The organism is Enterobacter sp. UNJFSC 003 (genome assembly GCF_036903355.1).
GTDB lineage: Bacteria > Pseudomonadota > Gammaproteobacteria > Enterobacterales > Enterobacteriaceae > Enterobacter.
In genome coordinates this window covers 202224-214951 of record NZ_JBAKHK010000004.1, presented here as the reverse complement: position 1 = coordinate 214951, position 12728 = coordinate 202224, and the positions used below count along the sequence as shown (strand labels likewise).

9 protein-coding genes are annotated in these 12728 nt (G+C 53.6%); 3 read left to right on the top strand and 6 right to left on the bottom strand.

Annotated features, from left to right (window positions below):
• The gene (apaG, locus tag V5P19_RS13080) at positions 1 to 378 is read left to right on the top strand and encodes a Co2+/Mg2+ efflux protein ApaG (protein ID WP_334403890.1); all 378 of its coding nucleotides are present in this window, start codon (positions 1 to 3) and stop codon (positions 376 to 378) included.
• Positions 379 to 382: 4 nt separating this feature from the next.
• A complete protein-coding gene (gene apaH / locus V5P19_RS13075; RefSeq protein WP_334403888.1) occupies positions 383 to 1231 on the top strand; it encodes a bis(5'-nucleosyl)-tetraphosphatase (symmetrical) ApaH in 849 nt (282 codons plus the stop codon).
• A gap of 38 nt (positions 1232 to 1269) precedes the next feature.
• Here the strand turns inward: apaH and folA are convergent, their stop codons facing one another.
• The 3 genes from folA to kefF form a co-directional block, all read right to left on the bottom strand.
• The gene (gene folA / locus V5P19_RS13070) at positions 1270 to 1749 is read right to left on the bottom strand and encodes a type 3 dihydrofolate reductase (RefSeq protein ID WP_334403886.1); all 480 of its coding nucleotides are present in this window, start codon (positions 1747 to 1749) and stop codon (positions 1270 to 1272) included.
• 114 nt (positions 1750 to 1863) lie between these two features.
• Positions 1864 to 3729 (bottom strand): glutathione-regulated potassium-efflux system protein KefC, encoded by a 1866-nt coding sequence (gene kefC / locus V5P19_RS13065; RefSeq protein WP_334403884.1) that lies wholly within the window; start codon positions 3727 to 3729, stop codon positions 1864 to 1866.
• Complete coding sequence (kefF, locus tag V5P19_RS13060; RefSeq protein ID WP_334403882.1) at positions 3722 to 4252, bottom strand: glutathione-regulated potassium-efflux system oxidoreductase KefF; 531 nt, start codon at positions 4250 to 4252, stop codon at positions 3722 to 3724. The genes kefC and kefF overlap by 8 nt, the downstream gene beginning before the upstream one ends.
• Positions 4253 to 4627: 375 nt before the next feature.
• Here kefF and V5P19_RS13055 point away from each other — a divergent pair, with 375 nt between their 5' ends.
• Positions 4628 to 7513 carry an autotransporter outer membrane beta-barrel domain-containing protein gene (locus V5P19_RS13055; RefSeq protein WP_334403880.1) on the top strand — a complete coding sequence of 962 codons (2886 nt, stop codon included), beginning with the start codon at positions 4628 to 4630 and terminating at the stop codon, positions 7511 to 7513.
• Positions 7514 to 7560: 47 nt separating this feature from the next.
• Here V5P19_RS13055 and V5P19_RS13050 read toward each other — a convergent pair whose 3' ends face one another.
• The 3 genes from V5P19_RS13050 to carA all read right to left on the bottom strand — a co-directional run bounded on the left by V5P19_RS13050 (position 7561) and on the right by carA (position 12325).
• Positions 7561 to 7794, bottom strand: a complete 234-nt coding sequence (locus V5P19_RS13050) for a YgdI/YgdR family lipoprotein (RefSeq protein WP_334403878.1) — start codon at positions 7792 to 7794, stop codon at positions 7561 to 7563.
• Positions 7795 to 7933: 139 nt separating this feature from the next.
• The gene (carB, locus tag V5P19_RS13045) at positions 7934 to 11158 is read right to left on the bottom strand and encodes a carbamoyl-phosphate synthase large subunit (RefSeq protein WP_334403876.1); all 3225 of its coding nucleotides are present in this window, start codon (positions 11156 to 11158) and stop codon (positions 7934 to 7936) included.
• 18 nt (positions 11159 to 11176) lie between these two features.
• On the bottom strand, positions 11177 to 12325 hold the full coding sequence (gene carA, locus V5P19_RS13040; protein ID WP_334403874.1) for a glutamine-hydrolyzing carbamoyl-phosphate synthase small subunit: 1149 nt from the start codon (positions 12323 to 12325) through the stop codon (positions 11177 to 11179).
• Positions 12326 to 12728: the final 403 nt, after the last annotated feature.

The following is a 12728-nucleotide window of genomic DNA, read 5'->3' as shown; positions in this document are numbered from 1 at the left end:
ATGATTGATTCGCCCCGCGTCTGTGTCCATGTCCAAAGCGTCTATGTTGAATCGCAGTCCTCCCCGGACGAAGAACGGTTTGTCTTCGCTTACACCGTGACCATTCGCAATCTGGGGCGGATGCCTGTGCAGCTGCTAGGGCGATACTGGCTTATTACTAACGGCAATGGCCGTGAAATCGAAGTACAGGGTGAAGGTGTGGTCGGTGAGCAACCCCACATCGATCCTGGAGAAGAGTTCCAATACACCAGCGGCGCGGTCATTGAAACGCCAATGGGTACCATGCAGGGCCATTATGAAATGGTCGACGTCGATGGCAATACGTTCCGCGTTGCCATTCCTGTGTTCCGTCTCGCCGTAACAACATTCATTCACTAATCTCATGTCTACATATCTGATTGGCGACGTTCACGGTTGCTACGATGAACTGATCGCATTATTAAAGCAGGTCAATTTCACCCCGGGGCAGGATATGCTCTGGCTGACGGGTGATTTAGTGGCGCGTGGCCCAGGCTCCCTTGATGTTTTACGCTTCGTAAAATCCTTGGGCGACAGCGTGCGCATGGTGCTCGGCAATCACGATCTGCATCTGCTGGCGGTATTCGCCGGGATCAGCCGTAACAAGCCCAAAGACAGGCTCTCTCCGCTGCTTGATGCACCCGACGCCGATGACTTGCTCAACTGGCTGCGCCGTCAGCCGCTGCTGCAGGTCGATGAAGAGAAAAAGCTGGTCATGGCCCATGCCGGGATCACGCCTCAATGGGATATTGAGACGGCAAAAACCTGCGCGCGTGACGTAGAGGCGGTGCTGGCAAGCGACTCCTATCCTTTCTTCCTCGATGCCATGTATGGCGATATGCCGAATCACTGGAGCGAAGATCTTACCGGCCTGGCACGTTTGCGTTTTATTACTAACGCCTTCACGCGCATGCGTTTCTGCTTCCCGAACGGGCAGCTGGATATGTACTCCAAAGAGACGCCCGAAAGTGCACCTGCTCCGCTCAAACCGTGGTTTGCTATTCCTGGGCCGGTCACCAGCGAGTACAGCGTGGTATTTGGTCATTGGGCAGCGCTGGAAGGGAAAGGCACACCTGAAGGGATTTACGGTCTTGATACCGGCTGCTGCTGGGGTGGGGATTTAACCTGCTTACGCTGGGAAGATAAAACGTATTTCGTGCAGCCGTCTAACCGACAGCGAGACTTAGGGGAAAGCGAGGCCGTGGCCTCCTGAATATTTCCCTCTCCCCCAGACGGGGAGAGGGAAAAGACTTAGCGACGTTCCAGAATCTCGAAACAGTAGCTGTGCGAGTTCTGCGTATCCGCATCGTGGAATTCGCTGAATACCGATTCCCACTCATCCGGATCGTAGTCAGGGAAATGCGTATCCCCTTCCACTTCCGCATCAATATGGGTCAGATACAGCTTCTGCGCTTTCGGCAGGAACTGCTCATACACACGTCCTCCACCAATCACCATGATCTCTTCGGCATTGCCACAAGCAGCAATAGCCTCGTCGACGGATTTAACCCATTCGACGCGATCGTCAGTGCCTGGCTGGCTACTGATAACGATATTCTTACGCCCTGGCAATGGACGACCAATCGACTCCCAGGTCAGGCGGCCCATCACTACCGGCTTGTTTAACGTCGTACGTTTAAACCATGCAAGATCGGCAGGAAGGTTCCACGGCATGGCGTTTTCCATACCGATAACGCGGTCTACCGCCAGCGCTGCAATCAGACTGATCATTGAAAATTTCCCGGATGCAAAAAATTGCCGTCACTATACGGAAAGCTTAATCTTTCGTCGACTGGCGGCAGGGTAAAGAAAGAGAAATTTTTTAATATTGCTGGCAACTCCACTTCACGCGGAAGGTTTACTCTCCGGCTCGTCCGCCGGATCACCGGTATGCTTGCCCTCTTCGGTGCCTTGCCAGCCATGACGCTGAACCAGTGACATATGGTTGCGATCCTCGTTAATGATCTCCGTCAGCATCGCACTGGTGCGTTTAAATACCGCGGCGCGTTCCGAGGCCGTACTGCTCGCCATTGCCACCATCTCCTCGACCATATCGGTGTTAAAGCGGCGGAACATGTCAGCCCGCTCGCGGGCTTCATAGGCGCCTAGCCCCAGACTTTCCAGCACCATTCGGCCAGATTTCAGCGCCCCCTCGAAGGTTTCACGCTCCGGCGCGTCCACACCGGCCTGCCGCAGCTGGATGTAGTGATCAACATCGCGCGCGCGGGAAATAATGGTCAGATTCGGGAAATGCGCCTTCACCAACTCCACCATCTGCATGCTCGTTTGGGGATCGTCGATCGCATTGATGAGCACCTCAGCTTTCGCCGCACCAGCCGACTCAAGCAGGTCAACGCGAGTAGCATCACCGTAGAACACTTTCATGTCGAATTTACGCAGGGTATCCACGTGATCCGGATCGTGATCGAGGATGACCATTTTCACCCCGCTCGACAGCAGTAAACGGCCAGCAATCTGCCCAAAGCGGCCAAATCCGGCAATGATCACCCGCGGCTGCTCCTCGTCGATCTCATCGGCTTCACGTTCCTGTCCGCTGTCCGATTTCTCCAGGCGCGTTAAGAGCACCAGCAGGACTGGCGTCGCCGCCATCGACAGTGCGACGGCAAGCGTCAGCGCTTTTGCCCATTCCGGATCGAGGACGTTCGCCATCTGCGCCGCGCCAAAGACCACAAACGCAAATTCACTTCCCTGCCCAAGCAGCACGGCGAACCAGCGGCGCTGTTTATTGGGAACATTAAGCGGTCGGGCGATCAGCCACAGCATCGCCATTTTGATCGCCAGGAAACCAACCAGCAGGATGACGATGCGCAGTGGATGCGTGACCAGCGTACCAAAGTCGATAGACATCCCCACGCCGATGAAAAATAGCCCCAGCAGTAACCCTTTGAACGGCTCGATATCGCTTTCCAGCGCATGACGGTATTCAGAACTTGCCAACAGAACGCCAGCAAGGAATGCGCCCATCGCCATCGACAGACCGGCCTCTTCCAGCAGCAGACCAAAGCCAAACACCAGGAACAAGGCGACGGCACTGAACACTTCACGCAGACCCGAGCGGGCGACAAAGCGCAGCAGAGGACGCGTCACGTAGCGGCCAAGCAGGATAACCAGCGCGAGCGCCCCAGCCACCTTCAGCGCAGACAGCGCAAATGTGCCGAGGGTGGTTGATGCCCCGCTCGCGGCCAGCAGCGGGATCATCGCCACCAGCGGGATAGCGGCGATATCCTGGAAAAGCAGGACCGAAAACGCACTGCGGCCCATTTGGGAAACCGTCAGATTACGTTCGTTCATAGCCTGCATGGCAATAGCCGTAGAGGAAAGCGCCAGGGTCATGCCAATCAGCTCGGCGACTTTCCAGTCCATGCCCAGCAGGATACAGAAGCCGCCCAGCAGCAGGCCGCACGCCACCATCTGCAACGCGCCACCGCCAAATACCGAGGCGCGCAGTTTCCACAAGCGCTGCGGATCCAGCTCCAGGCCAATCACAAACAGCATCAGCACAACGCCAATTTCGGCGAAATGAAGAATGGCCTCTGCGTCCGTCACCAGACGTAAGCCCCAGGGCCCAATGACACACCCGGCAATCAGATAGCCCAGCACGGAACCCAGGCCCAGACGAACTGCCACGGGCACAATCAGCGCCGCTGCGCCGAGGTAAATCAGCGCCTGTATCAGCGTATGGCTATCCATTGTGCGTCTCCTGCCACTCGAGTAAGCGTTGTTTATAGTGGCGAGCCTGTGCCTGCAAGGTTTCGTCGTCGCAAACGAACGTACAGTGCATTGCAAAAGGGGGAAGCCAGGTTAGCCCACAGTAAAGTGCGGTCGCCTGTAGCGGTTGTGCCAGCACGTCAAAGCCCGGAAAAGAGCCAATATTAAAGTGACTTTCGCCGCCGCCGGTGGTTACGGCCCACATCAGGCTTTTGCCCTGTAGGGCTTTACCATTATGGCCATATGCCCATCCGTGGGAGAAGACTTTATCGATCCACAGTTTCAGAAGCGGTGGCGTGCTGTACCACTGCATGGGGTGCTGCCAGATAATCAGATCGGCACGAGAAAGTGCCTCCTGTTCGGCGGCGATATCGATATTAAAATCGGGATAGAGTTGATAGAGGGAACGTATTTCTACGTTTTCGAGCGTCCTTACCTGCTCAAGCATGCGCTTATTCGCATGCGAATGCTGCGGATAAGGATGTGCATAAATTATCAAAATCATCAGTTAGCCTGTCTTTACCGTTCCGTTCTCTCTGGTAGCAATGAGTGTAGACATTTAACTCGCTCACTGAAAGTGTCCCATCGCCGCCTGAAAGCAAATCGCAAGTATTGCTACCGCCTCTCTGGTCACTGCTTTGCCCATATTTACGCATTCTTGAATTAACTGGAACTCATAAAACACAGATATATCCAACCCCATTAATACATACAATGCTGATATATTAAGAATTATTAAAACCCATCTTTAATAAAATGAAGTATACATAACACATTGAAAAAATAATAATTTTACATTGTTTTGTGACGATCATTTTTAAAAAATTACGTAATCATTAACCTGAACATTTCACGACCTTTCATTCAAATGGATGTGTGCATGAGTATTAAACGCATTGAATTAAACAGGACAACCCGGATGCTTGGGAGATTTTTCCCCGCCTTATTAGCATTCACCCCAGCAATAACTACCGCAGGCACTATTGACCAATCTACTTCCGCCCCGCAAGACTTTTCAGCTGATACCGAATACGTTATCAATAACGATGTGACAATATCCTCCTCAAATAATGATGCAGCCGTGTCCGTGTCGGGTATTAATGTCACGTCAGTAACAAATAAAGGCAATATTTCCGGAACGGCAAACGGACTTTATGTTAATACTGGAGCACAACGTGTCGTCGTGACAAACGAAGCTGGAGCGACCATCTCGTCCACCGAAGCAAACGCGGTGAACATCGACTCAGCACAAGGGAGTTTAATTAACGAAGGGAGTATAAAAGGGGTTCAAACAGGAATTTTCATTAGTGAAAATTCCTCAACGGTAAATATTTCAAATACAACGACAGGGATCATCGAAGGCAATACTGGACTGAGTACTGACGTTGCCGCTGCAATTAATAATGAAGGCGCAATTAATGGCCTGAACGGCGATGGTGTTGCACTTAAAAATGGCAACTCAAAAATATCCAACAGCGGCACTATAGAAGGCACCCAAAACGGTATTCATGCCTCCGGCAACGCTAAAGTCGACATCACGAATAGCGGTTCGCTCGGAGGCGAGCATGCAGCCGTCTTTTTTGCCAGCGATAAAAATAACACCCTGGTCCTTAATACTGGCTCATCCCTCATGGGTGACGTTATATCGACAGTCTCGAAAGGAAATACATTAACTCTGGTCGGTTCAGGCGTCGAGGACAGCAATTTTATCGGGCTAAACGATGACGACGGTTTTGCTTCTGTCAAAATGAACGGTGAAGACTGGGCTCTGACTGGGGATATAGACATTATCGGCAACGGTGATTCATTACAGATTAACAGCGGTAATTTGACGCTGGCGGGTACAGTCTCCAACAGTGGTAATACAGTGGTTGCTAACGATGCCACTTTGCAGTTGGGCAACGGTCAGAAGACGGCGAGCCTTAGTGGTGGCCTAACCAATAACGGCACGGTTCTTTTCAATCAGGGCAGCAACTTCTCATTTGCAACCAACATGACCGGGAGCGGGAACGTAGAGAAAGTTGACTCCAACACACTAACCTTCACTGGCAACAACACCTATACCGGTGATACCACATTGCACAGTGGTACTACGCTGGTTGCAGAAGGCGCGACGCTGGGGGTTGAAAACAGTCATGCCACGGTGATCGTACAGAGTGGTGCAAACTTCGCCACAGCCGGAACGGTTTACAATAACGTCAACATCCTGAGCGGCGGCACGCTGGCCGCATGGAGCGCTATTCAGGGTAATTCAACGTCGAGTGCAACAGGGGCCGATACCATTAATGGGAATATCACCAACAGTGGCACCCTTTTACTCAGTGCAACTGATGATTCTGTAGGTAATAATTTCACCATCAAAGGTGATTATACCGGCTCTGCAGGCAGCCAAATCGTTATGAACAGCACCTTGGGTAATGATAATGCGCCTACCGATCATTTAACCATCACCGGCAGTAGCTTCGGGCAGTCCGATGTTGCCATCTCTAATATCGGTGGATTAGGTGCCCAGACGGTCAATGGTATGGAAATCGTCAGTGTTGGAGGAAGCTCCGGGGCCCAGCTGACGCTCGCCAAGCCTGTCGTCGCCGGCGCGTGGGAATACAATCTTTATCAACATAACGACGGCAACTGGTATCTTGAATCTAAGGCAACGCCATCCGACACACCTGCTGACGGCACCGATAACGGGGACAACGGCGACAACGGTGGCAACGGCGACAACGGCGACAACGGCGACAACGGAGACAACGGCGACAACGGCGACAACGGAGACAACGGAAGTAACAGCAGCAACGGCGGCAATAGTAACAACGGTGACAATAATGGCCCTGAAGTGATGGCTCCCGAAGTTGGGGCTTATTTAGGTAACTATCTTGCCGCACAAAGCATGTTCCTCCACAAGCGCGACGATCGCGATCAGCTCACCTTCCGAAACGAAGAAAATCTCAATACCTGGATGTACGTTAAAGGCCGTTATCACGAAAATGACGCAGGTGGTGACAGAGTTAACTATGACACGACAACGACCGTACTTCAGGTAGGCAGCGACTTTATGAGCAAGCCTCTGGATAACGGTATCTTGCGTGCTGGCGGTATGTTTGGTGCGGGTCAGGCGAAAACCCACGCGGATGCAAAACACAATGCGCGTGATGCGCAGGGCAAAGTAGACGGCTTCAATGTCGGTCTGTACGCAACCTGGCAGGAAGATCAAAAGTCGCGGCTTGGCAGCTACATTGATACTTGGGCGGCCTACAGTTGGTATAACAACAAGGTAACCAGTAGCCGCAACGATGAAGACTACGACAGCGAAGGCTTTGCCGCCTCGCTGGAAATGGGTCACGCATGGGTTGTTGATTCTGAAAACGAACGCACCTTGAAAATCGAGCCGCAGGCGCAGGTCATTTACAGCTATCTTGATCAGGACAATCATACCGATCTCGATGGTGTACGTGTTACCACACGGGACAACAACAGCGTCTTTGGTCGTCTCGGCGTAAAATCCAGCTATTTCCAGCAGAAGGACGTCACGGCCTGGCAGCCATACGTTGCGGTTAACTGGCTGAAGGGCTCAGGTCAAAACGATCTGGCGTTTAACGACGAAACCGTAAGTAATGATACTCCGGAAGATCGTGGTCAATTAGAGCTGGGTATTACCGGCAATCTAAACGAGACCACGACGCTCTCTCTTCGTGCCAGCGGCGAGTGGGGTGAAAACAGCTATGCCGCTTACGGCGGTCATATTCTGCTAAACCACCGCTGGTAGTAGATCAGAATGGAGCATAAAAGCAGTGGCTAAGGCCACTGCTTTTTTTAATTGTCCAGTTCGCCCATGGATTTCACCTGGTCGCGGTTAATCTGCTCAGTTTGACCGGTCTCGGCATTTTTGTAGGACACCAGTCCGGTATCGTCATCCACCTGCGGTTTGCCATCGGTGACGATGGTGCGGCCGTCTGTGGTTTTAACTGCCTGATTAGACGAACAGCCCGCAACGGTAAACATTGCAGTGGCAGCCAGAATAGAAGCGATCAGTAATTTATTTTGCATGGTGTTTTCCCCTGCTCTCAGTTGAATTTCGTTATCGACCTAACCATTTTAGGCTAACTGACTGAATGCGGATGGAAAACCAGAAGGTTCTGAAGGTGGGGATAATGCCCGGCAATCGTTGATTGCCGGGCATTCAGGCTTACTTATTAATCTGTGCGTGCATTTCCTGCACCGAAATCACCTTCTCGGTCGCGTCTGCGTTCAGCGCCATGGCTGTAGCGAAACCGCCGTTCAGGGTCGTATCGTAGTGCACTTTGTACTGCAGTGCGCTGCGGCGAATCAGCTTGGAGTCTTCAATCGCCTGACGGCCAGCAGTGGTGTTGATGATGTAGGTGTATTCGCCATTCTTGATACGGTCCTGAATGTGCGGACGACCTTCATGCACCTTGTTCACCAGACGCGGGTTGATGCCAGCTTCACCCAGCACAATCGCCGTACCGTGGGTTGCATCCAGCTCGAAGCCCTGTTTGAGCAGCTTAGCAGCCAGGTCAACCACGCGCTCTTTATCGCCTTCGCGAACGGAGAGCAGCGCACGGCCCGATTTTCTCATGGTAGAGCTACTGCCCAGCTGTGCCTTCGCGAAAGCTTCAGCAAAGGTTCGCCCAACGCCCATCACTTCCCCGGTAGAGCGCATTTCTGGCCCTAACAGCGGGTCAACGCCCGGGAATTTGTTGAACGGCAGCACCACTTCTTTCACCGAGTAGTACGGTGGGATGATCTCTTTGGTCACGCCCTGCTGAGCCAGCGTCTGACCTGCCATCACGCGCGCCGCCACTTTCGCCAGCGGAACACCGGTGGCCTTGGAGACGAACGGGACAGTACGCGCTGCACGCGGGTTCACTTCAATCAGGTAGACTTCGTTGTCTTTCACGGCGAACTGGACGTTCATCAGGCCGCGGACCTGCAGTTCGAAGGCCAGCTTCTGCACCTGCTGGCGCATAACGTCCTGAATTTCCTGGCTCAGCGTGTAGGCGGGCAGAGAACATGCCGAGTCACCCGAGTGTACGCCCGCCTGTTCGATGTGCTCCATGATACCGCCAATCAGCACCATTTCGCCGTCGCAGATGGCGTCAACGTCCACCTCTACCGCATCGTCAAGGAAGCGGTCGAGCAGCACTGGCGCATCGTTAGAGACGCTGACAGCCGTCTGGAAGTAACGGCGCAGGTCAGCTTCGTCGTAGACGATTTCCATCGCGCGGCCGCCGAGTACGTATGATGGACGCACAACCAGCGGGTAGCCGATATCCTTCGCTTTCTCTACAGCCATCTCAATGGCGGTGACGGTGGCGTTTGCTGGCTGTTTCAGCTTCAGGCGGTCAACCGCCTGCTGGAAACGCTCGCGGTCTTCTGCACGGTCAATCGCATCCGGGCTTGTACCGATAACCGGTACACCTGCCGCTTCCAGCGCGCGCGCCAGCTTCAGCGGGGTCTGTCCGCCGTACTGCACGATAACGCCTTTTGGCTTCTCGATACGTACGATTTCCAGCACGTCTTCCAGTGTTACCGGCTCGAAGTAGAGACGATCAGAGGTATCGTAGTCGGTAGACACGGTTTCCGGGTTACAGTTGACCATGATGGTCTCGTAACCGTCTTCGCGCAGCGCAAGAGAGGCATGCACGCAGCAGTAATCAAACTCGATGCCCTGGCCGATACGGTTTGGGCCACCGCCCAGCACCATAATTTTGTCACGGTCTACGGACGGATTGGATTCGCACTCGTCTTCATAGGTGGAGTACATGTACGCGGTATCGGTAGAGAATTCCGCCGCGCAGGTGTCCACGCGCTTGTAGACCGGGTGCAGGTCATACTGGTCGCGCAGCTTGCGGATTTCGGTTTCACGTACGCCCGCCAGTTTTGCCAGACGCGCATCGGCGAAGCCTTTACGCTTCAGCACGCGCAGGAAGTCAGCATCCAGACCCGTAATGCCCAGCTCTGTTACCTGCTCTTCCAGACGCACCAGCTCTTCAATCTGCACCAGGAACCAGCGGTCGATGTTGGTCAGGTTGAACACGCCGTCGACGGACAGGCCCGCACGGAAGGCATCGGCGATGTACCAGATACGCTCTGCGCCCGCGTCTTTCAGCTCGCGGCGGATTTTTGTCAGCGCTTCCGGGTCGTCCAGGCTCACTTTCGGGTCAAAGCCGGTCGCGCCCACTTCCAGACCGCGCAGCGCTTTCTGCAGGGATTCCTGCTGCGTGCGGCCAATCGCCATCACTTCGCCGACTGATTTCATCTGGGTGGTCAGACGGTCGTTCGCGCCCGCGAACTTCTCGAAGTTAAAGCGTGGAATTTTGGTGACAACGTAGTCGATGGACGGCTCGAAGGACGCAGGCGTGCGGCCACCGGTGATGTCGTTCATCAGCTCGTCGAGGGTGTAACCCACCGCCAGCTTCGCCGCCACTTTCGCAATCGGGAAGCCGGTTGCTTTAGAGGCCAGCGCTGAAGAACGAGACACGCGCGGGTTCATTTCGATAACAATCAGGCGACCAGTTTTCGGGTTCACCGAGAACTGCACGTTTGAGCCGCCGGTTTCGACGCCGATTTCACGCAGTACCGCCATCGAGGCGTTACGCATGATTTGGTACTCTTTGTCGGTCAGCGTTTGCGCTGGCGCAACGGTAATGGAGTCGCCCGTGTGGATACCCATCGCATCGAAGTTTTCGATGGAGCAGACAATGATGCAGTTGTCGTTTCTATCACGCACCACTTCCATCTCGTACTCTTTCCAGCCAATCAGTGATTCATCAATCAGCAGCTCTTTGGTTGGGGAAAGATCCAGACCGCGTTCGCAAATCTCTTCGAACTCTTCGCGGTTGTAGGCGATACCGCCGCCGGTACCGCCCATGGTGAAGGAAGGACGGATGATGCATGGATAGCCAACGTCAGCGGCAACGGCCAGCGCTTCTTCCATGTTGTGCGCAATGCCAGAACGCGCGGTGTCGAGACCGATTTTCTTCATTGCCACGTCGAAACGGCGACGGTCTTCTGCTTTATCAATCGCATCGGCGGTCGCACCAATCATGGTGACGCCGAACTCTGCCAATACACCCTGACGCTCCAGCTCCAGCGCGCAGTTCAGCGCCGTCTGGCCGCCCATGGTTGGCAGCACCGCGTCCGGACGTTCTTTCTCAATGATTTTGCGCACCACTTCCCAGTGAATCGGCTCAATGTAGGTTGCATCAGCCATTTCCGGGTCGGTCATGATCGTGGCCGGGTTAGAGTTGACCAGGATTACGCGGTAACCCTCTTCACGCAGGGCTTTACACGCCTGCGCGCCGGAGTAGTCGAATTCACAGGCCTGGCCGATAACAATCGGGCCAGCGCCGAGGATCAGGATGCTTTTTATGTCTGTACGTTTTGGCATTGTCTTCTCAGCTCCTGATTATTTAGCGGTCTTACGGTATTGCTCGATAAGTTCGATGAAGTGATCGAACAGCGGCGCGGCATCGTGCGGGCCCGGGCTGGCTTCCGGGTGTCCCTGGAAGCTGAACGCAGGCTTATCGGTGCGATGGATGCCCTGCAGGGTGCCATCAAACAGTGATTTATGCGTGACGCGCAGGTTCGCCGGCATGGACGCTTCGTCCACCGCGAAACCGTGGTTCTGTGCGGTAATCATCACCGTGTTGTTATCAATGTCTTTCACCGGATGGTTACCACCGTGGTGACCGAATTTCATCTTGATGGTATTCGCACCGCTCGCCAGCGCCAGCAGCTGATGGCCGAGGCAGATACCGAATACCGGAATGTCGGTTTCCAGGAAGGACTTAATAGCGGCGATGGCGTAATCGCACGGTGCCGGGTCGCCGGGGCCGTTGGAGAGGAAGATGCCATCCGGGCTCATCTTCAGCACCTCTTCAGCCGAGGTTTGCGCCGGAACAATCGTCAGGCGGCAGCCGCGGTCAACCAGCATGCGCAGGATGTTGCGCTTGGCACCAAAATCGTAGGCCACCACGTGGAACGGCAGCTCGCTCTCGGGTTTTGCTTCCGGCAATTCGCCTTCCAGCGTCCAGCTCCCCTGTGTCCAGCTGTAGGCTTCTGCGGTGGTCACTTCTTTCGCCAGGTCCATACCGTTCAGACCCGGGAAGGCTTTCGCCTTTTCAAGCGCCAGGGCTGCGTCCAGGTTATCACCCGCAATAATGCAGCCGTTCTGCGCACCTTTCTCCCGTAGCAGGCGCGTCAGCTTACGGGTATCGATATCGGCAATCGCCACAATGTTATGGCGCTTCAGATAAGAAGAGAGGTCTTCAGTGTTGCGGTAGTTGCTGGCAATCAGCGGCAGGTCGCGAATGACCAAACCTTGCGCATGCACCTGAGAGGATTCTTCGTCAGCAGCATTGGTGCCGACATTGCCGATATGAGGATAAGTAAGAGTAACGATTTGGCGAGAATAGGAAGGATCAGTGAGGATTTCTTGATAACCGGTCATTGAAGTATTGAAAACGACTTCCCCAACCGCCGAACCTGTTGCCCCTATGGCCCGACCGATAAACTGGGTTCCGTCTTCCAGAACCAATAGCGCTGACTTAATCAAAACACCCTCCAGAGAATATTCACTCACTTTATTTGCATATTAATTCACAACAACGTTATGAGCAACGCAAATTTGCTGCCGGCGGATTTTCGGCAAACGGCGGCATTCTGGGGATTTGGTGGGTGAAAGTCAACTGAAAACGGATATTTTGTTTATTCTTTTGCACGCCTGGTGGCTGAAATGCAGATTAAGCGATAAAAAGATCAGGTAAATCACTGTGGGAAACGCTTGCGCAGAGACTTTAATAGAAACAGAGCCGTATGAACAATAAAAAGTGGACCAAGTGGTCAAAATTTACATTCAAGCAACACAAAATACAATCAAGTCGTTATCTTTTGCGCATTTAGAGAAAAAAAACAGACAAAGAAGAGAAAATAAAAGGGCAATAAAATATTGCCCTATG